Source organism: Pseudomonas parasichuanensis (assembly GCF_021601385.1).
GTDB classification, from domain to species: Bacteria; Pseudomonadota; Gammaproteobacteria; order Pseudomonadales; family Pseudomonadaceae; genus Aquipseudomonas; species Aquipseudomonas parasichuanensis.
On record NZ_BQHO01000015.1, the window covers coordinates 1 to 26,602 of the forward strand.

Sequence of the window (26,602 nt, forward strand, 5' to 3'; positions counted from 1 at the left end):
CCCTGGCTGCGGAACTGGGTGACGGCAAGCAGTTCCGTTGTGGACGAGATTACTCAGCCTCCATAGGCCTGGTTCCCAGGCAACATACAACGGGCGGCAAACCTTGCTTGGGGCGAATCAGCAAGCGTGGGGATGGCAATCAGCGACGACTGCTGATCCAGTGCGCTCGGGTCTATCTGATGGGGCTGGAGCGAAAAACCGGTAAGTTGGCGAACTGGGTGCGTGGCTTGCTGTGCGCTCACCACCCCAACCTGGTAATATGCGCTATCGCCAACAAACTGGCCCGCATTGCCTGGGCCATCACCGCACATCACTGCGAATTTGATGCAGGGGCAAGCGCGATGAACGCTTGACCCTGCGGACACACGAGTTGTAACCACCTGGTTTTACGATGCTGCACACAGATGACGTGAACGGTATACCGGCCTGGCGATCAACCTGAGCTCCCACTCGGCTTCAGAAGCCGAACAAATATCAAGGCTCGTCGGGCGCGACTTTCATCGAGGCGCGGGACTGACCTCCCACACGACGCCGTATAGATTGACGCAAACCAAACTCACGCACATCTCGGTACAGTATTGCAGAAAAGGGGGTAACCATAGATGTGGGAGCTGGCTTGCCAGCGATGCGCCGCGCGGGCGGCGCTCGATCTGATAGGCGCTGCAAAAACATCGGCAGGCACCTGTCAGCCCTCACTCAATCTCTCCCGCCCCCTAGAACGCCGCCTTGAAGATCGCCTCGATCTCCGCCTGGCTGGCCACCCGCGGGTTGGTCAACCCACAGGCATCCTTCAGCGCATTGGCCGCCAGCACCGGCACATCCTCGACCTTCGCCCCCAGCTCGGCGAGCCCGGCTGGAATACCGATCGCCGCCGCCAGGTGCTCGATGGCGGAAATCGCCGCTGCGGCGCCCTGCTCCGCCTCCAGCCCGCACACCTTCACGCCCATGGCCTTGGCCACGTCACGCAGGCGCGCGGCGCTGGTCTTGGCATTGAAGCGCTGCACATGGGGCAGCAGCACGGCGTTGCACACCCCGTGGGGCAAGTCGTAGTAACCGCCCAGCTGGTGCGCCATGGCATGCACGTAACCCAGGGACGCATTGTTGAAGGCCATGCCGGCAAGGAACTGGGCATAGGCCATGTTCTCCCGGGCCTGCAGGTCGCTGCCGTCGGCCACCGCCTGGCGCAGGTTGTCGCTGATCAGGCTGATGGCCTTGAGCGCGCAGGCGTCGGTGATCGGCGTGGCGGCGGTCGACACATAGGCTTCGATGGCGTGGGTCAGCGCGTCCATGCCGGTGGCGGCGGTCAGCGACTTGGGCATGCCGACCATCAGCGCCGGGTCGTTGACCGACAGGATGGGCGTGACGTTGCGGTCGACGATGGCCATTTTCACGTGGCGCGCCTCGTCGGTGATGATGCAGAAACGGGTCATTTCGCTGGCGGTGCCGGCGGTGGTGTTGATGGCGATCAGTGGCAGTTGCGGCTTGCTCGAGCGGTCCACCCCTTCGTAGTCGCTGATATGCCCGCCATTGGTGGCGCACAGCGCAATGCCCTTGGCGCAGTCATGGGGCGAACCACCGCCAAGCGAGACCACGCAGTCGCAACGCTCGCGCACAAGCATCGCCAGGCCGGCCTCGACGTTGGCGATGCTCGGGTTGGGCTTGGCCCCGTCGAACACCACCGCGTCGATATCGCGCATGGCCAGCATGCCGGCGATGCGTTCGGCCACGCCCGCGCGGGCCAGGCCCTGGTCGGTGACGATCAGCGCCTTGCGCAGGCCGTAGCCGGCGATGGCGGCCATGGCTTCGTCCAGGCAGTCGATACCCATGATGTTCACGGCGGGGATGAAGAAGGTGCTGCTCATGGCCGGATCCTCTCAAGCTGTCGGTAGCGCTTGAGCATCCGCCTGAAGCGGTGGCCGGGTGTTGATCCAGGGCAACGGGGGCGCGGTAATCGGCCTCAGCGGATCTGGTGCTTGTGCAGCAGGCGATAGAAGGTCGGTCGGGAGATCCCCAGCGCCTTGGCCGCGATGCTGAGGTTGTCACTGTGCCGGTTGAGTACATCGCACAGGGCCTGGCGCTCGGCGCGGTGCTTGTAGTCCTCCAGCGTGCCCAGCAGCGCTTCCTGCGCCACCTGGTCGTGCAGGCCCAGGTCCGGGGCTTCGATCTGCCGTCCTTCGGCCAGCACCAGGCCACGGCGCACGCGGTTGGCCAATTCGCGCACATTGCCCGGCCAATCGTGGCGGCCCATGGCCGCCAGCGCGCTGTCGCTGAAGGAGCGTGGCCGGCGACCGGTCTCCAGGCTGTAGAAACGGGCGAAATGGCTGGCCAGCATCGACAGGTCGCCGTGCCGGTCGCGCAACGGCGCGGTCACCACTTGCAGCACGTTGAGCCGGTAGTACAGGTCTTCACGGAAACGGCCCAGGGCGATGGCCTTTTCCAGGTCGACGTGGGTCGCGGCCAACACCCGCACATCCACGGCGATCGGCTGCGTGCTACCCACCCGTTCGATGTGCCGCTCCTGCAGAAAGCGCAGCAGGTTGGCCTGCAGCTCCAGCGGCAGGTCGCCGATCTCGTCGAGGAACAGGGTGCCGCCATTGGCCGCCTCGATGCGCCCCACCTTGCGCTGGTGGGCGCCGGTGAATGCGCCCTTCTCGTGGCCGAACAGCTCGGACTGGATCAGGTGCTCGGGGATGGCGCCGCAGTTGATGGCGACGAACGGCTGGTCATGGCGCTGCGACAAACGGTGCAGGGTGCGCGCCACCAGTTCCTTGCCGGTGCCGCTCTCGCCGCGGATCAGCACCGGCGATTCGGTGGGGGCGAGTTTGCCGAGCAGCTTGCGCAGTTCGCGGATCGGCCGGCTCTCGCCCAGCAGTTCGTGCTCGGGTTCGGCCTCACCGTCGCGCACCGCGCCGCGGCCCCGCAGGCGCGCCATGCCGAAGGCCCGGCCGAGGGTGACCTGCACCCGCGACACGTCGAACGGCAAGGTGTGGAAGTCGAAGAACCATTCGCAGACGAAATCGCCGACATTCTGCATGCGCAACTCTTCGGCACTGAGCACGGCGATCCATTCGGTGTTGCTGCGCTTGATCATGTCCTTGACGGCGTCGGGGTGACGCAGGTGCGAGGCCTGCAGGCGCAGCAGGCCGACATCGCAAGGGTGCTCCAGGGCAACGTCCAGGCTGCAGCTGCGCACATCCCAGCCGACGCCACGCAGGCCCGGTAACAATCGATGACAATCGTCACAGGGGTCGACGATCAGCAAGCGGCGTTGGGCGGCAGGCTCGAGCATGACCATTCCTTGGCGCCGGAATAGGGTTTTTTATCTATAAACAGTAAGTTGCGACGCCAAAAGTAACAGTAGCAATGAACTTGACAGCCCCCACTACCGTTGGTCAGCCCGATTCGGCCGTGTTTGAGCCGCCCGGGAATTTTCGTATTTTATTGACGTCACAGACGGCACGCAGAAATACCTTGCAATGCGTCCACGGTAAAAAATTTTATCGATTGTGTGACTCATGCCCTGACCTGGAGCATCAGTACGATTAACACCGCGCTGTAACCTGTACCGGAATAACACCGCGGAAACACTTTTCGCTGTTTGGGACCATAGAGAGACCGAACCCATGAACGCCCCGCTCCGTGTCAACGAAGCACTGCTGATTGCCGACCACGCCTTCGAACCCTTCCAGTGCGTCGCCTGGGATGCACCCAACGGTACCGGCGAACTAAGCCTGGCAGTGATCGACCGGACCAGCACCCGCATTGGCGCCAAGCAAGTCTCTTCGCGGGTCTATTCGGACCCTGCGCAGTGGGCCAGCCTGATCGAGGAAGTGCGCGCCGAACTGTGCCAGAAAGGCTATGACCTGCAACCCTGGTCGATGCCCAAGTAAGCAAACTTCGGCAACTCCCGTGCGTGCCCTGCACGCACGGGAGTAACTTCAAAGTTACCCGCGCTACAACTTTCGTTCATGCGACATCCCGTCGCAGTTATTCCACTCAATTGACGGTATCGAACTGCTCGATATGCCGATATTCGGCATGAAGTTGTTCGGCAAGTTGCCGTGCGCGGCCCACACGGACCGCCGCCAATTCCATATCCACCAGCAATGTGTTGCACGGCAGCGGTTGCGCTGCTTGCCAACCCTGCAGCCGACCATCGGTCAGCAACAGGCAGCGCTGCACCTCGTGGGGCAGCCGTTTGCCCCGCGCCAGCAACCAGTGCCGTGCCTCTTCCAATGCCGCGAACAGCGGTGTGCCACCGCCAGCGCCCAGCTGCTGCAGCCAGGGCTGGAGCGCCGCCGAAGCCTTGAGCCCGTGGCGTTGCCATTGCGGTTTGCTGCCACTGGCGGTCAACAGCGCCAACCGCGCCCGCTGCCGGTAGGCCTGGTCGAACACCCCGGCCAGCAGGCCCTTGGCCTGGGCCAGCGCCTGGTGGCGACGGGTGGAGGCCGAGGCGTCGACGATCACCAGCCACAGCTCTGGCGCCTGGGCCTGGCGCTGCTGCCAGCACAGGTCGCGTCGCTGGCGAGGGCGGCCTTTGAGCAGGGTTGGCAGCCAGGCGATGCGGCCCTCTTCGGCTGCGCGGGGGCGGCCACGGGAAGCACCGTTCAACGGGCCGACGCGGGGTCTGGCATCGGCCGCCTGGGCGTCGCGGCGGCGGATGCTCAGGGCTTTTTTGCCCAGTTCGGCACCTCGCGCCGAGCGCCGCTGGCCACCGGCTGCGGCGGCAAGGCGCCCCAATCGCCCTGCCCCTGGGCCTGACTCGGTGCCTGTGACTGCTCACCGCCACCGGGTGGATTGGCCTGTGGTTGCGCAGTAGCCTCCCGGCGACGATGACGCAGGGCAAATTCGGCGACGGCATCCACATCCTGCTCCTCGATGGCCGTGTGGCCACGCCAGGCCGCGTGGGCGCGGGCAGCGCGCAGCCACACCAGGTCAGCGCGCAGGCCATCGACCCCGGCGGCGAAACAACGCTCGGTAATCCAGGCCAGCGCCTGGTCGTCCAGGGCGATTGCGGCCAGGCGCTCGCGCGCGGCCCGGCAGCGCTCGCGCAATTGCGTCTGGGCAGTGGCCCACTGGGCGCAGAACGCTTCGGGGTCGCTGTCGAACGCCAGGCGCCGGCGAATGATCTGCTGGCGCGCCTCGGGTGCCGGCAAGCCGTCGAGGGCGACGTTAAGGCCAAAGCGGTCTAGCAGTTGCGGGCGCAGCTCGCCCTCCTCCGGGTTCATGGTGCCGATCAGCACGAAGCGCGCGGCGTGGCGATGGGAAATACCATCGCGTTCGATGCGGTTGGTACCGCTGGCGGCCACATCCAGCAGCAAGTCCACCAGCGGGTCGGGCAGCAGGTTGACCTCGTCCACATACAGCACGCCGCCATCGGCGTTGGCCAGCACGCCCGGCGCAAAGCGCGCCTGGCCCTGGCCCAGCGCCGCGTCCAGGTCGAGGGTACCGACCAGTCGCTCCTCGGTGGCGCCGAGTGGCAAGGTGACGAACGGCCCATCGCCCAGCAGGTCGGCCAGGCCCCGGGCCAGGGTGCTCTTGGCCATGCCGCGCGGGCCTTCGATCAGCACGCCGCCGATCTTCGGGTCGATGGCGGTCAGGCACAGGGCCAGCTTCAGTTCGTCGGCACCAACAACGGCGGCCAGGGGGAATTGCACAGGTTCGTTCATGTTCAGCAGTCTTCCTCGCCGTCGAGCAACTGTTGCTCGAGGCTGTCGCGATAGTCGCCCGGATCCTGCCACAGGCCGCGCTGCTGGGCTTCCAGCAGGCACTCGGTAAGGTCGCGCAGGGCTTCGGGGTTGTGCTCGCGCATGAAATCACGGGTAGCCGGGTCGAGCACGTAGGCGTCGGCCAAGCCTTGGTAATGATGGTCGTCGATCAGCCCGGTGGTGGCGTCAAAGGCAAACAGGTTGTCGACCGTTGCCGCCAGCTCGAAGGCACCTTTATAACCATGGCGTTTGGCGCCGTCGATCCACTTGGGGTTAAGGGCGCGGGCGCGGATCACCCGGTTGAGCTCTTCCTTCAAGGTACGGATACGCGGCCGGTCGGCCTGGCTGTGGTCGCCGTGGTAGCTGGCCCGGGTGGTGCCAGCCAGGGTTTCGGCGGCGGCCAGCATGCCGCCCTGGAACTGGTAGTAGTCGTTGGAGTCGAGCAGGTCGTGCTCGTGGTTGTCCTGGTTCTGCAGCACCGCCTGCACCTGGCTCAGGCGCTGGGCAAAACGTGCACGGGCCGGGGTGCCTTCGTCACTGGCACCGTAGGCGTAGCCGCCGTGGTTGAGGTAGACCTCGGCCAGGTCGTCGCGGCTGTGCCACAGGCGCCCGTCGATGGCGTTCTGCACCCCCGCGCCATAGGCGCCGGGCTTGGCACCGAACACGCGCCAACCGGCCTGGCGCGCCGCGAGGTCTTCATCCATGCCGTCGTCGAGCAGCGCCTGGCGCTCGGCACGCACGCGGGCGGCCAGCGGGTTGAGGTCGTCCGGCTCGTCCAGCGCGGCCACTGCCTGCACCGCCGCGTCGAACAGGCGGATCAGGTTGCCGAAGGCGTCACGGAAGAAGCCCGAGACCCGCAGCGTGACATCGACGCGTGGGCGGTCGAGCAGGCTCAGCGGCAGGATCTCGAAGTCGTCGACGCGCTGGCTGCCGGTCGCCCACACCGGGCGCACGCCCATCAGCGCCATGGCCTGGGCGATATCGTCGCCGCCGGTGCGCATGGTCGCCGTGCCCCACACCGACAGGCCCAGCTGGCGCAGGTGGTCGCCGTGGTCCTGCAGGTGGCGCTCGAGAATCAGGTTGGCCGAGGCGAAGCCCAGGCGCCAGGCGGTGGTGGTGGGCAGGTTGCGCACATCGACGGTATAGAAGTTGCGCCCGGTGGGCAGCACGTCCAGGCGGCCACGGCTCGGCGCACCGCTGGGCCCGGCGGGGACGAAACGCCCTGCCAAAGCCGCCAGCAGGCCGTCGATTTCGGCGGCGCCGCAGGCGTCCAGGTTGGGGGCGACCTGTTCGACCAGCGCTTGCAGCACCTCGCGTACCGGTTGCCAGTCGGCCTGCGCTTCAAGTGGGCAGTCGCCCTCCAGTGCCTGCTCGATCAATGTCAGTGCCAGCAGTTCGAGCCGTTCACGGGTATCCCCGGCCGTGCGCCACAGCGCCGCGTCGAGCTGCTGCAGCAGCGCCGGGCGCGGGCCTTCCCAGGCTTGGCCAAGGTCACAATCAAGCGGGTCGAAGCCCAGCCCCAGCGCCCGGGCCAGGGCGCGAATCAAACTGGCATTGCCGCCCTTGCCGTCGCCGCGCTCCACCCGCAGCAGCGCCAGCAGCGTGTCGCTGCGCAGCCGCCCCTGGGGCGACTGGCCGAACACATGCAGGCCATCGCGGATCTGCGATTCCTTGAGGTCGCACAGGTAGGTGTCCAGGCGCGGCAGCCATACCGCCGCATCGTCCAGCTGGCCTTCGAGCTGCAGGTCACGGTCGATGTGGTTGGCCTTGAGCAGCGCGAGGATATCGCGCTGCAGCTCTTGGGCACGGCGCGGGTCGAGCAGCTGCGCTTCGTAGTATTCGTCGGCCAGCTGTTCCAGTTGGCGCAGTGGGCCGTAGGTCTCGGCACGGGTCAGCGGCGGCATCAGGTGGTCGATGATCACCGCCTGGGTGCGCCGTTTGGCCTGGGCGCCCTCGCCCGGGTCGTTGACGATGAACGGGTAGATGTTCGGCAGCGGGCCGAGCAAGGCATCTGGCCAGCACTCATTGGACAGCCCGACGCCCTTGCCCGGCAGCCACTCCAGGTTGCCGTGCTTGCCAACGTGGATTACCGCATCGGCGGCGTAGCCATTACGCAGCCAGAAATGGAACGCCAGGTAGCCGTGGGGCGGCACCAGGTCGGGGTCGTGGTACACCGCGCTGTGGTCGACCTGGTAGCCGCGCGCCGGCTGGATGCCGACGAAGGTCAGGCCATAGCGCAGGCCGGCCACCATCAGCCGGCCGCTGCGGTACATCGGGTCCTGCTCGGGCGGGCCCCAGCGTTCCAGCACGGCGCGCTGGTTGGCCTCGGGCAAGGCAGCGAAGGCACTGTGGTAATCGGCCAGGCTCAGGCTCTGGGCGCAGGGGCGCTGGTCGAGGTGGTCGAGGTCGTTGGTCACCCCGCCGAGCAACTGGTGGATCAGCTCGGTGCCGCTGTCGGGCAGGCCGGCCACCGGGTAGCCCTGCGTCTGCAAGGCCTTGAGGATATTGAGGGCGGCGCCGGGCGTGTCCAGGCCGACCCCATTGCCGATGCGTCCGTCGCGGGTCGGGTAGTTGGCCAGCACCAGTGCCACGCGCTTTTGCGGGTTGTCCAGGCGCGCCAGCTCGACCCAGCGCCGTGCCAGTTCGGCAACGAAGTCCATACGCTCCGGGTGGGCCCGGTAGCAGACCACGTCGGACTGGCTGCGCTCGCTGCGCCAGGCCAGGTCCTTGAAGCTGACGGGCCGGGTGATGATGCGCCCGTCCAGTTCCGGCAAGGCGATGTGCATGGCCAGGTCGCGGGCGCCCAGGCCCTGCTCGCTCTGCTCCCAGGCCGGCTGGTTGTCCTGGGCGCAGATCGCCTGCAGCACCGGTACATCACGGCGCAGCGGGCGCAGGTTGGGCTGTTCCGGGCTGGACAAGGCAAAGCCGGTGGTGTTGATCACCATTTCAGCCTGTACCTCATCGAGCCAGGCCTCGACCTGGTCGAGGCAGGCTCGCTCCTTGAGGCTGGCCACGGCAATGGGCAGTGGGTTCAGGCCACAGGCCTGCAGGCGTTGGCAAAACACGTCGATAAAAGCCGTGTTGGCCGCCTGCAGGTGCGAGCGATAAAACAACAGTGGCGCCACCGGTTGCTCGGGGTGCCAGTCGGCGTACCAATCCTCAAGCTCGGCGCTGGCCTTGGCCGGGTGGTAAACCGCCGTACGCGGTAGCGGCTGCGGCTCCTCCCAGGCGTAGTCACGCCCCAGCCACTGGCTGGCCAGGCAGTTGAACAGGTTCACCGCGTTGGCCTTGCCGCCCTGGCGCAGGTAGTGCCAGAGACGCTCGGCCTGCTCGCCACGCACCGTGCCCAGGTCGGTCAGCTCCGGGTCGGGGCGGTCATCACCGGGCACCAGGATCAGTTGCACACCGCGCTGGCTGAGCTCCACCAACTGCTCAACGCCGTAGCGCCAGTAACCGACGCCACCGTGCAACGACACCAGGATGACCTTGGCGTGGCGCAGCACCTCGTCCACATAGAGGTCGACCGAGGCGTGGTTCTGCACCTGCATGGGGTTGGCCAGGCGCACGCTGGGGAAATCGTCCGGCAACTGCTCGGCGGTTTCGGCGAGCAGCGCCAGGTGCGAATCGCCGCTGCAGAGGATCACCAGCTCGGCGGGGGTCTGGCCGAGGTCGGCAATGCTGTCGTCCGGCACGAAGCCGCCGGGCTGGGTCCGCAGCAGGTGCATGGGTCAGGCGCCCAGGGCTTGGCGCAGGCGCGCTTCCAGGTGCACGGCATCAAGGTCCTGGCCGATCAGCACCAGGCGGGTGATGCGTGGCTCGTCACTGCGCCAGGCGCGGTCGAAGTGCTTGTCGAAGCGCGTGCCCACGCCCTGGATCAGCAGGCGCATCGGTTTGCCGGGGATGGCGGCGAAGCCTTTGGCGCGCAGGATGCCGAACTCGGTGACCAGTTGCGTCAGGGCATCGAGCAACAGGCTTTCGTCGGCCTCGGGCAGGTCGATGGAGATCGAGTCGAAGGCGTCATGGTCGTGATCGTCGTGGTCATCGCCGTCGTGGTGCGAATCGTGGTGGGTGCGACGGCCATCGATGTGCACCTCGGATTCGGCACCCACGCCCAGCAGCACGTCCAGCGGCAGGCGGCCACTGCTGGCTTCGATCACTTTCACCGCTGGCGGCAGTTCTTCGGCGACTTCGGCACGCACCTTGGCCAGGCCTTCGGCGTCGATCAGGTCGGCCTTGTTCAGCACCACCAGGTCGGCGCTGGCCAGTTGGTCGGCGAACAGTTCATGCAGCGGCGACTCGTGGTCCAGGTTGGGGTCGAGCTTGCGCTGGGCGTCGACCTGGTCCGGGTAGGCAGCAAAGGTGCCGGCGGCCACGGCCGGGCTGTCGACCACGGTGATGACCGCATCGACGGTGCAGGCGTTGCGGATTTCCGGCCACTGGAAGGCTTGCACCAGGGGCTTGGGCAGGGCCAGGCCGCTGGTTTCGATGAGGATATGGTCGAGGTCGCCGCGGCGCGCCACCAGCTCGCGCATCACCGGGAAGAACTCTTCCTGCACGGTGCAGCACAGGCAGCCGTTGGCCAGCTCGTAGACGCGGCCGTTGGCTTCTTCTTCGGTGCAACCGATGCTGCACTGCTTGAGGATTTCGCCATCGATGCCCAGCTCGCCGAACTCGTTGACGATCACCGCGATGCGGCGGCCCTGGGCGTTGTCGAGCATGTGGCGCAGCAAGGTGGTCTTGCCCGAGCCGAGGAAGCCGGTGACGATGGTGACGGGGAGCTTGGCCAGTGTTTTCATGTCGCGATGCCCTTGGCTGCAATGGCGCGGGCATGCGGGACGACAGCCTCGGGCGTTGCCGGCCGGGCGCGTTCGCCACCGGATCACCCCGCCCGGTTGATAGTCGAAAACGTTGCGAGGCAGGTCTCCTGGCTTGCACTGTTCCGGCAGCGGGGCCGGTGGAATGGCGCCTTCCCGCGCGTGCGCAGTGGCTGTGCCGATCCTTTTGAGTGCTTACAGTTGCGGGGGCAGCCGCGGCTTGGACCGCGTTCCCGTCTTAGCTCCGGCCTGGGCCGGAGAACCTCGAAGCGACCAAGGCTACGCATCCACCCGACAGTGGTCAACCGCCGCCGCGATTGACGCAAGCCACGCCCCATGATTTGCTAGCGCACTGCGTTCAGGTGCCCCTTTGGGGGTGAAACGGGAAACCGGTGCGTCCAGGGTCTTTAATTGACAACGGACAAAGCCGGTGCTGCCCCCGCAACGGTAAGCGAGTGAAGCGTCTTGACCACTGTGCCGGCTCAACAGGCATGGGAAGGTGACGCCAATAGAGGGAGCCCAGCTCCCCCTCGCCAGCCCGGAGACCGGCCTGACACCACATCAACACCCCGCGGTGGGCGGGCGCTGTCGTATTCCCTGGGCTGCCCTGCCCGGGAGCGTCGCGCTTGCCCGTTGCCCCAATAAAAGCAGCAGAGGAACGCGTCATGCCGATTACCAGCACAAAACACAGCATCGCCACTCCCGCCACACTCAGCCAGCGCATGGTCATCGCCATCGGCGCCAGCCTGCTGGGCCTGTGCCTGGTGTATTTCGCCGGTTTCTCGCACATCGAGGCGGTGCACAACGCAGCCCACGACACCCGCCACAGCGCCGCCTTCCCCTGCCACTGAGTAGCCCCGCATGATTACCCGTATTGCCCGCACCGCGGGCTTCAGTGGGCTGCTGGCCGCCCTGCTGCTGACACTGCTGCAAAGCTTCTGGGTGGCGCCGCTGATTCTGCAGGCGGAAACCTATGAAAGCGCTGCCCCGGCAGCCGAGCACCATGAACATGGCGAAGCCGCCGCGCCCCACGAGCACGAACACAGCGCCGAAGCCTGGGCGCCGGAAGACGGCTGGCAGCGCGTGCTGTCCACCACCGGTGGCAACCTGGTGGTCGCCGTTGGCTTCGCACTGATCCTCGTCGCACTGTACAGCCTGCGTGAGCCGGGCCGGGTCAGCACCGGCGCACTCTGGGGCCTGGCCGGCTTTGCGGTGTTCTGCCTGGCGCCGACCCTGGGCCTGCCGCCGGAGCTGCCGGGCACCGCCGCGGCCGACCTGGGCCAACGCCAGACCTGGTGGATCGGCACTGCCGCCGCCACCGCCGCTGGCCTGGCTTTACTGGTGTTCAGCCGGCACTGGCTGTTGAAGGTGCTTGGCGCAGCGCTGCTGGTCATCCCTCACGTGATCGGCGCACCGCAGCCTGAAGTGCATGAAAGCCTGGCACCCGAGGCACTGGAAACCCAGTTCAAGATCGCCTCCTGGCTGACCAATGCCGCCTTCTGGGTGGCCCTGGGCCTGCTCAGCGCCTGGCTGTACCGTCGCTCCAGCCAAGCCTGATGCTGGAATCGGCTAAGCCGCCGGCGCTGTACGCCGGCTTTGGCTGCCGCCGGGGTTGCCCGGTGGAGACCCTGGCGGTCCTGCTGCGCCAGACCCTGGTCGAGCATGCCCTGCCGCTCAGCGCCCTGCGCGGGATCGCCAGCATTGCGCCCAAGGCGCGCGAACCTGGGCTGCTGGCCCTGGCGGATCGCCTCGGCCTGCCACTCATCTGTTTCGATGCCACACAGCTGCTGGATTTCGAACCGCTGCTGAGCCAGCGCTCGCCTATCGCCTTCGCCCAAACCGGTTGCTGGGGGGTGGCCGAAAGCGCCGCCCTGGCCCTGGCCGGCCGCGACTCGGCACAACCTGGCCTGCGTGTGCCTCGCCAGCGACTCGGCGGCGCTACCCTGGCGCTGGCCATCGGCGGATAATCCGCCCTTTTACCTGCAAGGACTCCCCATGACGGTCTACTTCATCGGCGCCGGCCCCGGCGACCCGGAACTGATCACGGTCAAGGGCCAGCGTTTGATCCGCCAGTGCCCGGTGATCATCTATGCCGGCTCCCTGGTGCCACCTGCCGTGCTCGAAGGGCACCGTGCCGAAACCCTGATCAACAGTGCCGAACTGCACCTGCAGCAGATCGTCGAGGCCATGCGCCAGGCCCACGCCAACGGCCAGGACGTTGCCCGGGTACACAGTGGCGACCCCAGCCTGTATGGCGCCATCGGTGAGCAGATCCGTCACCTGCGCGAGCTGGGCATCGACTACCAGATCATCCCCGGCGTGACGGCCACCGCCGCCAGCGCCGCGCTGCTGGGTTGCGAACTGACCCTGCCGGAGGTGGCACAAACGGTGATCCTGACGCGTTACGGCGACAGCTCACCGATGCCGCCCGGCGAGCAACTGGCCGATCTGGCCCGGCATGGCAGTACCCTGGCCATCCACCTGGGCGTCAAGCACCTCGCGCGGATCGTCGAAGAACTGCTGCCGCATTACGGCGCCGACTGCCCGATCGCTGTGATCCATCGCGCCACCTGGCCCGATCAGGACTGGGCCAGGGGCACCTTGGCAGATATCGTCGAGCGTGTCGCCAGCAAGGGCTTCCGGCGCACGGCGCTGATCCTGGTCGGCCATGTGCTGGGCGATGCACCGTTCGCCGAATCGGCGCTGTACCGCGCAGGCCATGCCCACCTGTACCGCCCGGGCAACTGAAGCGATTGCCGCCCGGCGTGGCGACGGCGCACACTGCGCCTTCCACGCTACGGAGCCACGCCTATGCTCGAATTACGCCCCAACTGCGAGTGCTGCGACACCGACCTGCCGGGCGACAGCCCGGACGCCCTGATCTGTTCGTTCGAATGCACCTTCTGTCGTAACTGCAACGAGCAGCACTTTCACGACCGCTGCCCCAACTGCGGCGGCCCATTGCTCAGCCGCCCGCCCCGGGTTGGCAACACCCTGAAGAACAACCCCGCCTCCAGCGAACGTGTCCTCAAGGCACATTCCGCCTGCAGCTGAGCCACCGGCCTCGGCACCTGTCCAGGGGCGGTCCTGCGCCGCCCTTGTAGTCCTTTTCCACAATTACTTGTTGTCTTTTCAACGCGCCTATACTCGCCTATTACCAAGGGTCCGGAATCACCGTAATGTGCGCGCTGCCCAGTTGATCCACAGGCGGGAGCCTGACGGATGACAGGACATGGGTTCAATCCGACAGGAGTTTCACATGACATCCGTGCTGTTGGTCGATGACCATCACATTGTTCGCCTCGCTGTACGCATGCTGCTCGAGGGAGAACGTTTCACCGTCGTCGGCGAAACCGGTAGAGGCAAGGATGCCGCACGCCTGGCCGAGCAGACCCAGGCGGATGTGGTCATTCTCGATATCGGCTTGCCCGACCTCGATGGCATGGAAGTGATCAAACGCCTCAAACTGCTCAGCCCCGCCCCCAGGATCATGGCGCTGACCGGCCAGCCGGCCGACCTGTATGTGCGCCGCTGCATGGACGCTGGCATCTCGGCCTTCGTCAACAAGGACGAGGACCTCGACGCGCTGGTCTTCGCGCTCAAGGCACTGGTCAAGGGCTATTCGACCTTCCCGCAAATGGCGGTCAACAGTAATACCCTGGAGAGCGAGAGCGACCGCCTGGACAGCCTGTCCAACCGTGAAATGGAGGTGCTGCGCCGTCTCTGCGCGGGGCAGAGCAACAAACTGATCGGCGAACAGATGCACCTCAGCGCCAAGACCATCAGCACCTACCGTGGACGGATCATGGAAAAGCTCAAGGTCGAATCGCTGGTGGAAATGGTCGACCTGGCCAAACGCAACAACGCGGGCTGATACATGAGCAGGGGCACATTGCTGTGCCTGGTGCTGGCCTTGCTGGCACCCCTGTCGGCACTGCCCCAAACTACCAGCGAAAACCGCCACCTGCTGGCTCGCGCCCAGGGCACTGCAGCGCCACTGCTCCTGAACGACCTCGACCGGCAATGGCTGCACGAACGCCGGGAGCTGATCCTGGGTGGCTCGCGCCCGGACTACCCGCCCTTCGACATCAACACCAGCCAGGACGACTACGAGGGCCTGAGTGCCGACTACGCCGGCCTGATCGCCGAGCAGTTGGGCGTCGCCATCAAAGTCAGGCGCTACCCTACCCGCGCACAGGCGATCGCTGCCCTGCACCGTGGCGAGATCGACCTGCTGGGCACCTCCAACGCTTTCGAGGCTGCAGACGCCAAGCTCGCCCTGAGCCTGCCCTATGCCGATGACCTGCCGGTGCTGGTCAGCCGTCAGGGCGGCGCCCTGCTGGAGAGCAACGACCTGGCCGGCCAACGCCTCGCACTGGTCGATCACTACCTGCCCCTGCAAGCCGTCCAGCAACTCTACCCCCACGCCCACATAACCCTGTACCGTTCGACCCTGGCCGGGGTCGCGGCGGTCGCACTGGGCCAGGCGGATGCCTACCTGGGCGACGCCATCAGCAGCGATTACGTGATCAGCCGTAGTTATCAGGGCGCGGTCAAGGTCGATCACTTCGTCAAACTGCCGGCCGGCACCTTCGCCTTTGCCGTGGACCGCGATAACCAGCACCTGCTCGCACTGATCGACCAGGCCTTGCAGCGCATCGCCGACAGCGAACGGTTGAACATCCTGCGGCGCTGGACCAGTGGCAGCACCAGCATCCTGCTCGATCGCCGCCTGGACGCCCTCACCGCCGAAGAGCGTGCCTGGATTACCCAGCACCCTACGGTCAAGGTGATGATCAACACCGCCCTTGCACCGCTGACATTCACCGACGACCAACAGCAACCACGCGGCCTGACCATGGACGTGCTGGAGCACATCAGCCTGCGCACCGGCCTGCGCTTCCAGGTGATCGGAGCACAATCGTTCGGCGAGATGGTCGATGCCGCGACACAGGGCAAGGTCGACATGCTCGGCGCCATCGGCTACGACCCGCGGCTGGCGATACGACTGCGCTACAGCCGCCCCTACCTGGCGACCCCGCAAGTGCTGGTGACGCGCACGGACTCACCCGCATTGGACCCGGCACATCCGCTGACTGATCAACGGGTAGCACTGTTGCGCGGCTCGCCGCTGCTTGACGGGCTATTGCAGCAAGCACCACGGGTGCGCCCGGTAGAAGTGGACAATCCACTGCAACTGATGGAGTCGGTACTCAACCGTAATGCCGATGTCGCGCTCAGTCCCTATATAAACGCCAGCTACTTCATCAGCCAGGTGTTCAAGGGCGACCTCAGGATTGCCGCGCAGCTGGGTGACGAGCCAGCGCTCGCGGCTTTCGCCGTCGACCCTGCGCAACCCCAGCTACAGGCCATCCTCGACAAGGCGTTATTGAGCATTGCACCTGACGAGCTCGAACAACTGGTCAACCGCTGGCGTACCAGTGCGGTGGTCAGCGACAGCCCCTGGCGCAACTACCGGGCCCTGGCCCTACAGGTGCTGGTGCTGGCCGGCGTGCTGCTGGCAGGCGTGGTGTTCTGGAACAGCTACCTGCGCAAACTGATCCATCAGCGCACCGAGGCCCAGCGTGCGCTGCAGGATCAGCTGACGCTCAGCCGCGGGCTGTTGGAGCAGTTACGCCAGGCCAAGGAGGATGCCGAACAGGCCAATCAGGCCAAAAGCACTTTTTTGGCGGTCATGAGCCATGAAATCCGCACACCGATGAACGCGGTGATTGGCCTGCTGGAACTGGCCCTGCAAGACAGCCGTCACGGCCACGTCGACGGCCAGGCCCTGGAAACCGCCCATGAAGCAGCGACCGGCCTGATTGAACTGATTGGCGACATTCTCGATGTTTCACGCATCGAAGCCGGGCACATGACCCTGCAGCCGGTCGCCATCGAACTGATCGGCCTGGTACGCACCACGTTGCGAGCGTTCGAAAGCAATGCTCGGACCAAGGGCGTTCAACTGCGCGCCGCGCTGCCCAAGGAGCACTGCTGGGTGATGGCCGACCCACTGCGGCTCAAACAAGTGTTGTCAAACCTGTTGAGCAACGCGATCAAGTTCACTGAGGAGGGGCGGATCGATGTTGCGCTACAAGTGGTTCCCTATGGCATGCAATCGATGGGCGTCACCCTGCAGGTGAAGGACAGCGGTGTGGGTATCAGCAGCGCTGACCAAGCACGCCTGTTCAGCGCCTTTGCCCAGATGGACGGCCGCCAGGCGCGCCAGGGCGCTGGGCTGGGGCTGGTGATCTGTCGCAACCTGTGCGAGCTGATGGGCGGCACCCTGGCCCTGCAAAGTCTCGAGGGCCTGGGCACCCAGGTGGATGTCCACCTTGACCTGCCGACCGCCGTTGCACCCAAGACCCCATCACCTGCCCCTCCTGTGCCCCCCACCCACAGCGCTTCATTGAAAGTGCTGGTGGTCGACGACTACCCTGCCAATCTGCTGCTGCTCGACAAGCAGCTACGCACGCTGGGCCATACGGTCGTGCTCGCCGAACAAGGCCAGGACGCATTGGCATTGTGGCGAAAGCATCCTTTCGACGTGCTGATCACCGATTGCAGCATGCCGATCATGGACGGCCACGAGCTGACCCGAAGCATCCGCGCGCTGGAGCGTGACCAGGGCCTGCCGGCCTGCCTCATCATCGGCGTCACGGCCAATGCCCAGGCGCAAGAGCGTGAACGTTGCCTGGCCGAAGGCATGGACGAGTGCCTGTTCAAGCCCATTGGCCTGCAAGCCCTGCGCATAGCCCTTGCAGCGGCGAGCGTGCTGCCGACGCCAGCGGCAGCCACGGCTGCGCCTGGTCACAGTGGATTTGCCCTGGAGCAATTGCGCCATCTCACCCAGGATGACCAGCAATTGACCCTGCGCCTGCTGCAGCAACTGGCCCAGAGCACCCGCGAAGACCTGCAAACGCTGCGCGAGCTGGGCGCCTCACCGCCACCTGATGCTCTGGGCATGGCGGTGTACCGCATCAAGGGGGGGGCCAAGATGCTCAAGGTGCGGGGCGTGGTGAAAGACTGCGAGGTCGTCGAGCGGGCCATGGCCCTGGGCCAGCCAACCGAGCTATTGCTTGCCCGCCTGGTGGCCAGCCTGCAGGGCCTGGAACAGGAGTTGCACCAGGGTATCAATGCAATTGAAGGGTCGAACTGATCTGGCTGATCGCATCCACCACGTGCCGTGAGCCTTGCTGGATTTCCATGATCACCGTGCCCGCCTCATTGGCCAGTTCCACGCCCAGCCCGGTACGCGTCAGGCTCGACTGCATGCTGGCCACGGCATTCACTGACAGGTCATGGTTCTGCCGCACCACTTCGACGATCTCCAGCGTCGCCTTGCTGGTGCGCGCGGCCAGGCTGCGCACTTCGTCGGCGACCACGGCAAAGCCACGCCCGTGCTCGCCAGCCCGGGCAGCCTCGATCGCCGCGTTGAGTGCCAGCAGGTTGGTCTGGTCGGCAATGCCCCGTATGGTCAGGACTATCTGGCCGATCAGCTCGGACTGCTTGCTCACCGCATCGAGGCTGAGCGCGGCCTGATTGAGCTCGGCGGAAATCTGCTCGATCACCTCGACCGTCTGCTGCACCACCTGGGTGCCCTTGCGTGCGCAGGCGTCGGTCTGTACCGAGCTTGCGTGGGCGGCATCGGCGGCGGTCTGCTGGGTGCTGACCTGGCGGGTGATATCGCTGGCGAACTTCACCACCTTGGTCAAGCGCCCCTTGTTGTCGAAGATCGGGTTGTACGATGCCTCCAGGTACACGGTCTGGCCTTGCTTGTTGACCCGTTCGAAACGGTGCGAGTGGTATTCACCGCGGTTCAGCGAAGCCCAGAACTCGCGGTACTGGGCCGATTCACGTTCGTGGGCCAGGCAAAACAGCCCGTGATGGCGGCCTACCACTTCCTCCAGGCGATAACCCATGGTGTCGAGGAAGTTCTGGTTGGCCTTGATCACCCTGCCGACCGGGGTGAACTCGACCACCGCCATGGACCGGCTGATGGCTTTGAGCAGGCTCTCGCTTTCGTGCTCTTCGATCACATGGCGGGTGATGTCGGATGCCACCTTGATGACGCTGGTGACCTGTTGGCGGTCGTCGATCACCGGCATGTAGCTGGCTTCGAGCCAGACTTCACGGCCGGCCTTGTCCAGCCGTTCGAAGGTGCCACTGATGGCCTTGCCCTGCCCCAGTTCACGCCACAGTTGCTGGTATTCGGCGCTTTTGGCGTAGATGGGGTCGCAGAACAGGCGGTGGTGCTTGCCTCGGATTTCGTCAGCGCTGTAGCCCATCGTCGCGCAGAAATGTTCGTTGGCGTCGAGGATGGTGCCGTCGGGAGCAAACTCGATCATGGCCATGGAGCGGCTGATGGCGGCGAGCTTCGCTTGCATGCCTGCCAGGGACTGGCGGCAGCGCTGGATTTCGACCAGATCGGACTTGCGGTGGTACTCGAACATGCGCTGGGACTCCTGTGCCCCCCGGGATGTTCTGAGCATAGATGGGCGTTATTGGCGTGCAAGCGATTTGATATCACTTTTGGATTAGGTATTTGTGCCGTTGGTCGGGTTCGGGTTCGGATCTCAGAATGTTTGTTTTTGTAGATGTATGCGCATTCAACGGCGATGGCGACTTATAGTCACCTTTCCGCCCTTACGGCGGCCTACTTAATGAGATGGTCACCCCGGCACCCTGCGCTGCGCTCCGGGGTCCCCTCGACTCCGGCGCCTTCCGGGCCCGCGCGGCCTCCTGAAGTCGCAATTTGTGTTGCCTGGACTATTGCGCGCTTAGAAGCAAAAGCAAAAACAGATCAAGAGCAGATCAAGATCTAAGTTTGGCTGTTGTTGATGTGTTGTTTATTCGGGCCCTATCGCCGGCAAGCCGGCTCCCACAGGTACAGTGTAAACCTGAAGTTTTCGCACTATCCTGTGGGAGCTGGCTTGCCAGCGATTGCAATCTAGAGATCCCACTTAATCCAACTAGCGACAGCTAACGCCAGCCCAGGCGCCGCCCCTAACTTCGCGACTTCAGGAGGCCGCGCGGGCCCGGAGGACGCCGGAGCGAAGGGACCCCGGAGCGCAGCGCAGGGGCCGTATGATGGGAGCGAGCGGCTTTGCTTACTTTGGCCGCGGCCGGCAATGGTTAATGGCAACCAACATCAACCCAACAACACCCGCAAATCAACCCCAGCCTCACCCATAGGCGGGCACCAGTAATATCCACCACTCAGCGGCCGACTGAAGCGATAAAGGCCATCGACCACCCCATCTTCCAACCCACTCATACGCCGCAGCTGCACCTCAAAGGCATCCAGCGAATACCCCAACGCAACAAACGCCAACCCCGCCCCACGCTCATCGGCCCAGGCCACCGAACGCCGCACGACAAACGCCTCAGGCTCAAAGCTCTCCTGGGCCGTACGCTTGACGTGCGCCGACGCCGGCGCGTCATCGAGCTCCTCGTTGTCGCTCAGGCGCCGCCCGATGATGTTGTCCTGCTCGTCCTGCGCCAGCGCCTTGAAGTAGTTCAGGTCATGCTTCCACAGCTGGAACGCGGCAAAGCTGGAGCCGGCCAGGCCAGGCTCGTCATCGGTAACAATGGCAGCGTCGACCGCGTCCTGGTCCACCGGGTTTTCCGTACCGTCTTCGTACCCCGTCAGGTCATGCCCGCCACGGTGCAGGAAACCATCAACGCTATCGACCAGGCGCAACGCCGGGGCCAGCATCGCCTCAAGCGCCTGGGCGCGCAGGAACAACTCACCGCGCTCCTCGCCACGCAGCCACAACCACAGCGCGTGCTGGGTCGCCGGGTTCTCCACCACGGCGTCCAGCTGCGGGAAGCTGCGCAGGCCCGGCACCTCACGGCCCAACGCTTTGACCAGCGGCGCGCCGACGCACAGGATCAGGCGCTGCCCATCGACTTCGGCGATCAGCTGGTCGAGCACGGTGGGCAAAGCCTCGCGTGAGTCGAGGGCGAAGAACAGGTGGCGGGCATGGGCCGGCACCGGGGTGGCAAGCAGACCTTGCTGGAACGGCATCACAGGCTAATCCTTCGGCAAAACGCAGATGCTACTGCGCATGGCGCGCCATCGCAACGCGACGCAGGGCCGCTGCCCCCGCAGATTCGGCAACAATTAGTTACCAAGTATGGCCCTTTGCGATTAGCTATCGTTCAGCCGCCACCTAGACTGCTCGAGATCCTTCGCCCGAGAGACCGCCCATGACCGCCTCGCCACTGCTGACCGCCATTCTGCCCCTGGCCCTGGGCATCATCATGCTCGGCCTGGGGCTGTCGTTGACCCTGGCCGATTTCGCCCGGGTGGTGAGATACCCAAAACCCGTGGTCATCGGCCTGGCGTGCCAGATCCTGTTGCTGCCGCTGGTGTGCTTCCTGATCGCCAACGGCTTCGGTTTAGAGTCGGCGCTGGCAGTGGGCCTGATGCTGCTGGCCGCCTCCCCTGGCGGTACCACCGCCAATTTGTTCAGCCACCTGGCCCATGGCGACGTGGCATTGAACATCACGCTAACGGCGGTGAACTCACTGATCGCCATCCTCACCATGCCGTTGCTGGTCAACCTTTCGCTGATCTGGTTCATGGAGTCGGACCAGGCGATCCCATTGCAATTCGCCAAGGTGATGCAGGTGTTCGCCATCGTCCTGCTGCCGGTGGCGCTGGGCATGCTCATTCGCCACTGGGCGCCGCGCTTCGCCGCGCGCATGGAGAAACCAATGAAGCTGGTGGCGGCGCTGTTCCTGGCCTTCACCATCGTCCTGGCGCTGGCAAAGGACTGGCAGACGGTGGTCGAGTACGCCCCGATCGTGGGTGGCGCCGCGCTGCTGTTCAACCTGCTCAGCCTGGGGGTGGGTTACTGGCTGCCACGTCTGCTGAGCATCCCGAAACGCCAGGCGATCGCCATCGGCATGGAGATCGGCATTCACAACGGCACCCTGGCCATTGCCCTGGCGCTGAGCCCGTCGCTACTGAACAACGCGACCATGGCAGTGCCGGCGGCGATCTACAGCCTGATCATGTTCTTTACCGCCGGGGCCTTCGGCTGGTGGGTGAGCCGGGGGCGTGGGGTGGAGACAGTTGCCGAGCAGAAGGCGGTGGGCTGATCCAAGGGCCAATCGCTGGCAACCCCAGCCAATGACTTTGCCCGCCCTGTAGGAGCGGCCTTGTGCCGCGAAAGGGCTGCAGAGCAGCCCCGGCAATTTCTGTTGCGAAGCCAAGAACTGGGGCCGCTTTGCGGCCCTTTCGCGGCACAAGGCCGCTCCTGCAGGGGCGTGCTACCTCGGCCCTGCCTACCCCTGCCGGCGCTTCAACTGCTGCTTCAACACCCGTAGCGGCGGCGCATAGAAGAACCCAAACGACACACTGCCCTGGCGCCCTTTCACCGCATGGTGCAACTGATGCGCCCGATGCAGGCGCTTGAGGTAACGGTTCACCGGCTTCGGCGCCCGTGGCCAGTGCCGGTGAAAAAAGCCGTCATGGGCCAGCACATAAGCCACGCCGTAGCCCGCCACACCGCCGCCCACCCACTGCAACGGCGCGTGCCCGGCCTTGCCCAAGGCCACCAGCGCCGTGGCGATCAGCCCTAGGGCAACCAGATACAAGTCGTTGGTTTCCAGCATGCCCAGCTGCGGTTCATGGTGCGAGCGGTGCAGCCACCAACCCCAGCCATGCATGACGTACTTGTGGGCCAGCGTGCCGACGCCCTCCATGGCTACCAGGGTGCCGAACAGCACGGCGAGATTGAACAGCATGGATGGGTCCGGGGGTTGGCAACGAAAGGCGCAAGGGTACCACTGCCCAGCGCCGATGTTCCATGAAGGCCGCCCGCCTGCACGCGCCGGGGTAACGCAAATGTCACACTTCCAACCTTGACCCTGCCAGGCTCAAGGCGTAAGGTCCGCCGCGCATTCACGCATCCCCCGCACAGGAGCCCCCTGCATTGGACAGTAGCCCCAGTCGCTTGCGACAGGCCCACACGGCGAGCTAGTCCGGCAGCGTCCCTGCCACTGTCTCGCCGCATTCGGTAGACGGTGGTTTCTCAAGGTCTTCGACGACCGAACCCTCCTCCTCTTCCCCGCCCCGCCACCTCGATGGCGTGCCGGCCCGTGGTCCTGCGCATTCACCGTTTTCAACCGCGCCGCCGTGTGAGCGGCGCCTGCATGGGCCTTGGCCCGTGGAACGAGGTTCGCTATGGATTGGAAAATCTTTCTGCTGCGCGTGAGCGTGGCCCTGGTACTCGGCGCGCTGATCGGCGCCGAGCGGCAACTGCGTCAGCGCCTGACCGGCCTGCGCACCAACGCGCTGGTCAGCACCGGCGCCTGCCTGTTCGTGCTGATGACCCAGGCCGTGCCGGGCATGCTGCCCAGCGATGCCTCGCGCATCGCCGCCTATGTGGTGTCGGGCATCGGTTTCTTGGGCGGTGGCGTGATCATGCGCGATGGCTTCAACGTGCGCGGCCTGAACACCGCCGCCACCCTCTGGTGCACCGCCGCGGTTGGCGTGCTGTGCAGCCTTGGCCTGTTGCTGGAGGCCGCGCTGGGCAGCCTGGTGGTGCTGTGCGCCAACATCCTGCTACGCGACATTGCCCAGCGCCTGGACCGCCAGGAGGTGGTGCCGGCCAGCGAGGTCGAACAGCGTTTCGAGGTACGGATCGTCTGCCGCGCCGAGGACGAGATCCAGGTACGCAGCCTGATGCTGCACAGCCTCAGCGACCCGGGCCTGCGCCTGCAGTCGCTGCACAGCGAAGACCTGGCCGACCCTGCGCGCCTTGAGGTACGCGCCGAGCTGCTCGGCAGCCCGCAGGCGCCCGCCACGCTGGAACGCCTGGTCAGCCGGGTGAGCCTGGAGAAAGGCGTCAGCGCGGTGCGCTGGCAGTTGCAGGCCCAGGCGCTGAACAGCGACTAGCCACCCTGGCGCAGGTGCCGCTCCCTGAGTTCCTGGCGCTCCTTGGCCTCGATGCTCAGGCTGGCGGTGGGGCGCAGCAGCAGGCGGCGCAGGCCGATCGGCTCGCCGGTTTCCTCACACCAGCCATACTCGCCCCGGACCAGGCGCTCCAGCGCCTGGTCGATCTTGTCCAGCAGCCTTTTTTCGCGCTCCAGCGAACGCAGCTGCCAGTGGCGCTCTTCCTCGGCGCTGCCGATGTCGGCCAGGTCGCTGTGCACCTCCTGTTCACGCAGGGCGCGGAACTCCTGGTCGATGCGCGCTTGCAGCGCGTCGCGCTCGGTCAGCAGCAGGTTGCGAAAGTATTGGCGTTGGGGTTCGTTCATATAGGCGGCAGCGGGTTGGCGCAGCAGTTCGTCTTCGGTCATTGGTGTAACTCCTGTGAAATGTCGGGGGCGCTTTGCGCCCCATTCGCTGGCAAGCCAGCTCCCACGCTTACTGCGTCGACCTCCAGACATACGCTGTACCTGTGGGAGCCGGCTTGCCGGCGATAGGCCTAACGCTCGAACATCAACGGCAGCCCTTGGCAACCGTCCTGCACCCGCCCTTCGTGCCAGGCCAACTGCCCGGACACCACCGTGCTGCGCACCACATGATGGAAGCTGCGCTGGGCAAACGGCGTCCAACCGCACTGGGCCAGTACCGGATCGGCGACCACCGGGCGCGGCACAGCCAGGCGCTCCACCAGGGCAAAGTCGGCCCAATACCCTTCACGCAAGAAGCCCCGCTCACGAATGGCGAACAGCTCAGCCACCGCATGGCTGGTCTTGCGCACCACTTGCGGCAAACTCAAGGCCCCCTCGCTGACCAGCTCCAGCGCCGCCGGCAGCGCGTGCTGCACCAGCGGCAAGCCGGCCGGCGCGCGGGCGTAGACCCGGCGCTTTTCCTCCAGCGTGTGCGGCGCGTGGTCAGTACCGATCACATCGATGCGGTCCTCGGCCAACGCCCGGCGCAGCGCCTCACGGTCGCTGGCGGTCTTGATCGCCGGGTTGCACTTGATCAGGTGGCCGAGGTTGGCGTAGTCGCTGTCGTCGAAATGCAGGTGGTGCAGGCACACCTCGGCGGTGATGCGTTTTCCGGCCACCGGGCCGGGATCGAACAACGTCAGCTCCCGCGCCGTGGTGAGGTGCAGCACATGCAGCCGGGTGCCAAAGCGCCGGGCCAGCTCGACGGCCAGGCTGGACGAGCGATGGCAAGCCTCGGCATCGCGGATCAACGGGTGCGCGGCCGGTGGGATGAACTCACCGTGCCGGTCGCGCCACCAGGCCTCGTTGTCGAGGATGCTGGGGGTATGTTCGCAATGGGCGAGCACGATGGTCGGGGCATAGACGAACAGCTTTTCCAGCACCTGCGGGTCGTCCACCAGCAGGTTGCCCGTGGACGCCCCCATGAATACCTTGATCCCGGCCACCTCGCGCGGGTCAAGGGCGGCGATGGTGTCGAGGTTGTCGCGGCTCACGCCGAAGTGAAAGCCATAGTTGGCCTGCGACCCCGCCGCCGCCCGGCGCTGCTTGTCGGCCAGGGCCTCGCGGCTCAGGGTCGGCGGGCTGGTGTTGGGCATGTCCATGAAACTGGTGATGCCCCCGGCCACCGCCGCACGCGACTCGCTGGCCATGCTGCCCTTGTGCGGGGCGCCCGGCTCGCGGAAATGCACCTGGTCATCGATCATCCCTGGCAGCAGGAAGGCACCCTTGGCGTCGATTTCCCGGGTGGCCCTGACGTTGTCGATGCTTGCGTCGATCCGCTCGATGCGGCCGTGACGCACCAGCAGGTCGGCGTCGAACTCGCGCCCCTCGTTGACCAGCCGGGCATTGCGTACCAGCAGCGTGCCCATGCTCAGAACTCGTTGTGCAGGGCCTTGTAGCCCTGGACCAGGTCGATGTTGGTGCGCGCCACGTCTTCGGAGAACTCCGAGGCCGAAACGCTCACCGGCGGGTAGCTGGCAAGGTCGGTGTGCGGGCCGATGTGTTCGGTGGGCGGTACATAGAAGCGCGCCGGCAAGTCGCGGCCATCGACCACCGAGTTGTGCCGCACCACGCTGCCGTCACCGACCTTGCAGTTGAACAGCACACTGTTGAAGCCGATGAACACCCGGTCACCGACCTCGCACGGGCCGTGCACGATGGAGCGGTGGGCAATGGAGCTGAACTCGCCGATACGCACCGCGGCGCCGGACTTGGAGTGGATCACCACGCCATCCTGGATGTTGGAGTTGGCGCCAATGACGATGGGCTGCATGTCGCCGCTGGCATCCACCTCATCGGCGCGGATCACCGCATAGGGGCCGACGAATACGTTGTCGTGGATGATCACCTTGCCGCAGATGATCGCGGTGTGGTCGATGTAGGCCGAGGCAGCGATTTCGGGGAGATGGCCGGAAGGGTTTCTGCGGATCACGGTGGGAGACCTTGGTCGGAAAGAGCGCTAAATGTTACGTTATAACACTTACAATGCAAGCGCTCTCGACGGAGGCCATCGCTGACAAGCCAGCTCCCATTCTGACAGGCTTGCGCGATCCCTGTGGGAGCCGGCTTGCCGGCGATGAGGCCGGCGCAGGCCTGTATTGACCTTGATCACCCCTGGCTTTAGGGCACAATCCCACTCCCCACCTCGAGCCCCTGTCATGACCGTTCGCCCTACCCTCGCCACCGACCTTCCCCTGCTGCCCACCATCGAACGCTCCGCCGCCCAGGCGTTCAGGCAGTACCCGACATTGGCCTGGCTGGCCGACAGCGAGGTCATGGATGAAGCCGCACATGCCGCCTTTGCCGGAGCAGGCACCAGCTGGGTGGCGGTGGATGCCGAGGACCGGCCATTGGGTTTCCTGTGTGCCACCCGTGTCGACGCGGTGCTGCATATCGATGAGCTGTCGGTCCGCCAGGACGCCCAAGGCCAAGGGCTTGGCCGGCAGTTGCTGGATCGGGCGGTGGGCGTGGCGCGCCAACTCGGGCTGCAGGCGGTGACGCTGACCACCTTTGGCGAAGTGCCGTGGAATGGGCCGTTCTACCAACGTTATGGGTTCGAACGGCTGGGGGATGGGGCGCTGGATCAACGCCTAAGAGCGATACTGGCAGCCGAACGGGCGCACGGGCTTGAAGATCGTTGCGCCATGCGCCTGGCCGTATAGAGCG

At 65.6% G+C, this 26,602-nt stretch carries 24 protein-coding genes, 1 pseudogene and 2 riboswitches; of the genes and pseudogenes, 12 read left to right on the forward strand and 13 right to left on the reverse strand.

The window, feature by feature from the left end; translation table 11 throughout:
• On the forward strand, window positions 1-353 hold a 353-nt coding region (locus L6D77_RS13660), incomplete at its 5' end, for a transposase (RefSeq protein ID WP_236170064.1).
• A 360-nt stretch (window positions 354-713) separates the two neighbouring features.
• On the opposite strand, the gene yiaY is transcribed toward L6D77_RS13660, so the two are convergent.
• Both yiaY and L6D77_RS13670 read right to left on the reverse strand, forming a co-directional pair.
• The gene (yiaY, locus tag L6D77_RS13665; RefSeq protein ID WP_232883962.1) at window positions 714-1,862 is read right to left on the reverse strand and encodes an L-threonine dehydrogenase; all 1,149 of its coding nucleotides are present in this window, start codon (window positions 1,860-1,862) and stop codon (window positions 714-716) included.
• 95 nt (window positions 1,863-1,957) lie between these two features.
• Window positions 1,958-3,289: a sigma-54 dependent transcriptional regulator gene (locus L6D77_RS13670; protein WP_232883963.1), complete on the reverse strand. Its 1,332-nt coding sequence runs from the start codon at window positions 3,287-3,289 to the stop codon at window positions 1,958-1,960.
• A 334-nt stretch (window positions 3,290-3,623) separates the two neighbouring features.
• On the opposite strand from L6D77_RS13670, the gene L6D77_RS13675 reads away from it, so the two are divergent.
• Window positions 3,624-3,890 carry a hypothetical protein gene (locus L6D77_RS13675; RefSeq protein ID WP_011533642.1) on the forward strand — a complete coding sequence of 89 codons (267 nt, stop codon included), beginning with the start codon at window positions 3,624-3,626 and terminating at the stop codon, window positions 3,888-3,890.
• A gap of 106 nt (window positions 3,891-3,996) precedes the next feature.
• Here the strand turns inward: L6D77_RS13675 and L6D77_RS13680 are convergent, their stop codons facing one another.
• From L6D77_RS13680 to cobW, 4 genes are all read right to left on the reverse strand, one after another.
• Window positions 3,997-4,563, reverse strand: a complete 567-nt coding sequence (locus tag L6D77_RS13680) for a vWA domain-containing protein (RefSeq protein WP_309295655.1) — start codon at window positions 4,561-4,563, stop codon at window positions 3,997-3,999.
• Between the two features lie 101 nt (window positions 4,564-4,664).
• The gene (locus tag L6D77_RS13685) at window positions 4,665-5,669 is read right to left on the reverse strand and encodes a magnesium chelatase ATPase subunit I (protein WP_232883964.1); all 1,005 of its coding nucleotides are present in this window, start codon (window positions 5,667-5,669) and stop codon (window positions 4,665-4,667) included.
• 2 nt (window positions 5,670-5,671) lie between these two features.
• On the reverse strand, window positions 5,672-9,433 hold the full coding sequence (gene cobN / locus L6D77_RS13690) for a cobaltochelatase subunit CobN (protein ID WP_232883965.1): 3,762 nt from the start codon (window positions 9,431-9,433) through the stop codon (window positions 5,672-5,674).
• A 3-nt stretch (window positions 9,434-9,436) separates the two neighbouring features.
• Window positions 9,437-10,504: a cobalamin biosynthesis protein CobW gene (cobW, locus tag L6D77_RS13695; protein ID WP_232883966.1), complete on the reverse strand. Its 1,068-nt coding sequence runs from the start codon at window positions 10,502-10,504 to the stop codon at window positions 9,437-9,439.
• Window positions 10,505-10,605: 101 nt separating this feature from the next.
• A riboswitch (cobalamin riboswitch) is annotated at window positions 10,606-10,804 on the reverse strand.
• Between the two features lie 61 nt (window positions 10,805-10,865).
• Window positions 10,866-11,090, forward strand: a riboswitch (cobalamin riboswitch).
• Window positions 11,091-11,187: 97 nt separating this feature from the next.
• Between cobW and L6D77_RS13700 the strand changes: the two genes are divergently transcribed.
• From L6D77_RS13700 to L6D77_RS13730, 7 genes are all read left to right on the forward strand, one after another.
• On the forward strand, window positions 11,188-11,373 hold the full coding sequence (locus L6D77_RS13700) for a CbtB domain-containing protein (RefSeq protein WP_110994477.1): 186 nt from the start codon (window positions 11,188-11,190) through the stop codon (window positions 11,371-11,373).
• Between the two features lie 10 nt (window positions 11,374-11,383).
• Complete coding sequence (locus L6D77_RS13705) at window positions 11,384-12,079, forward strand: CbtA family protein (RefSeq protein WP_232883967.1); 696 nt, start codon at window positions 11,384-11,386, stop codon at window positions 12,077-12,079.
• Window positions 12,079-12,489 carry a cobalamin biosynthesis protein gene (locus L6D77_RS13710; RefSeq protein WP_232883968.1) on the forward strand — a complete coding sequence of 137 codons (411 nt, stop codon included), beginning with the start codon at window positions 12,079-12,081 and terminating at the stop codon, window positions 12,487-12,489. Before L6D77_RS13705 ends, L6D77_RS13710 begins: the two co-directional genes overlap by 1 nt.
• Before the next feature lie 28 nt (window positions 12,490-12,517).
• Complete coding sequence (cobM, locus tag L6D77_RS13715) at window positions 12,518-13,270, forward strand: precorrin-4 C(11)-methyltransferase (protein ID WP_232883969.1); 753 nt, start codon at window positions 12,518-12,520, stop codon at window positions 13,268-13,270.
• Window positions 13,271-13,333: 63 nt separating this feature from the next.
• Entirely contained in the window at window positions 13,334-13,576 is a 243-nt protein-coding gene (locus L6D77_RS13720) for a DUF1272 domain-containing protein (RefSeq protein ID WP_232883970.1), read from the forward strand.
• Between the two features lie 205 nt (window positions 13,577-13,781).
• Window positions 13,782-14,396 (forward strand): response regulator transcription factor, encoded by a 615-nt coding sequence (locus tag L6D77_RS13725; protein WP_232883971.1) that lies wholly within the window; start codon window positions 13,782-13,784, stop codon window positions 14,394-14,396.
• A 3-nt stretch (window positions 14,397-14,399) separates the two neighbouring features.
• The gene (locus L6D77_RS13730; RefSeq protein ID WP_232883972.1) at window positions 14,400-17,684 is read left to right on the forward strand and encodes a transporter substrate-binding domain-containing protein; all 3,285 of its coding nucleotides are present in this window, start codon (window positions 14,400-14,402) and stop codon (window positions 17,682-17,684) included.
• Here the strand turns inward: L6D77_RS13730 and L6D77_RS27500 are convergent.
• The 3 genes and pseudogenes from L6D77_RS27500 to L6D77_RS13740 all read right to left on the reverse strand — a co-directional run bounded on the left by L6D77_RS27500 (window position 17,659) and on the right by L6D77_RS13740 (window position 20,555).
• A complete protein-coding gene (locus L6D77_RS27500; RefSeq protein ID WP_373870583.1) occupies window positions 17,659-18,117 on the reverse strand; it encodes a methyl-accepting chemotaxis protein in 459 nt (152 codons plus the stop codon). The two genes, L6D77_RS13730 and L6D77_RS27500, sit on opposite strands and share 26 nt — an antisense overlap.
• 78 nt (window positions 18,118-18,195) lie before the next feature.
• Window positions 18,196-19,017, reverse strand: a pseudogene (locus L6D77_RS27505) (PAS domain-containing protein); the annotation flags it as partial.
• A 659-nt stretch (window positions 19,018-19,676) separates the two neighbouring features.
• Window positions 19,677-20,555 (reverse strand): Dyp-type peroxidase, encoded by an 879-nt coding sequence (locus L6D77_RS13740; protein ID WP_232883974.1) that lies wholly within the window; start codon window positions 20,553-20,555, stop codon window positions 19,677-19,679.
• A gap of 182 nt (window positions 20,556-20,737) precedes the next feature.
• On the opposite strand from L6D77_RS13740, the gene L6D77_RS13745 reads away from it, so the two are divergent.
• A complete protein-coding gene (locus L6D77_RS13745; protein ID WP_232883975.1) occupies window positions 20,738-21,634 on the forward strand; it encodes a bile acid:sodium symporter family protein in 897 nt (298 codons plus the stop codon).
• Between the two features lie 186 nt (window positions 21,635-21,820).
• Here the strand turns inward: L6D77_RS13745 and L6D77_RS13750 are convergent, their stop codons facing one another.
• The gene (locus L6D77_RS13750; RefSeq protein WP_232883976.1) at window positions 21,821-22,282 is read right to left on the reverse strand and encodes a sterol desaturase family protein; all 462 of its coding nucleotides are present in this window, start codon (window positions 22,280-22,282) and stop codon (window positions 21,821-21,823) included.
• A gap of 439 nt (window positions 22,283-22,721) precedes the next feature.
• Here L6D77_RS13750 and L6D77_RS13755 point away from each other — a divergent pair, with 439 nt between their 5' ends.
• A complete protein-coding gene (locus L6D77_RS13755) occupies window positions 22,722-23,435 on the forward strand; it encodes an MgtC/SapB family protein (protein WP_232883977.1) in 714 nt (237 codons plus the stop codon).
• Here the strand turns inward: L6D77_RS13755 and dksA are convergent.
• From dksA to L6D77_RS13770, 3 genes are all read right to left on the reverse strand, one after another.
• Window positions 23,432-23,839 carry an RNA polymerase-binding protein DksA gene (gene dksA / locus L6D77_RS13760; RefSeq protein ID WP_232883978.1) on the reverse strand — a complete coding sequence of 136 codons (408 nt, stop codon included), beginning with the start codon at window positions 23,837-23,839 and terminating at the stop codon, window positions 23,432-23,434. The genes L6D77_RS13755 and dksA overlap by 4 nt on opposite strands.
• 128 nt (window positions 23,840-23,967) lie before the next feature.
• Window positions 23,968-25,305 (reverse strand): dihydroorotase, encoded by a 1,338-nt coding sequence (locus L6D77_RS13765; RefSeq protein ID WP_232883979.1) that lies wholly within the window; start codon window positions 25,303-25,305, stop codon window positions 23,968-23,970.
• Window positions 25,306-25,307: 2 nt separating this feature from the next.
• On the reverse strand, window positions 25,308-25,868 hold the full coding sequence (locus tag L6D77_RS13770; protein WP_110996531.1) for a gamma carbonic anhydrase family protein: 561 nt from the start codon (window positions 25,866-25,868) through the stop codon (window positions 25,308-25,310).
• A 226-nt stretch (window positions 25,869-26,094) separates the two neighbouring features.
• Between L6D77_RS13770 and L6D77_RS13775 the strand changes: the two genes are divergently transcribed.
• Window positions 26,095-26,598, forward strand: coding sequence for a GNAT family N-acetyltransferase (locus L6D77_RS13775; RefSeq protein WP_232883980.1), 504 nt, complete (start codon window positions 26,095-26,097; stop codon window positions 26,596-26,598).
• Window positions 26,599-26,602: the final 4 nt, after the last annotated feature.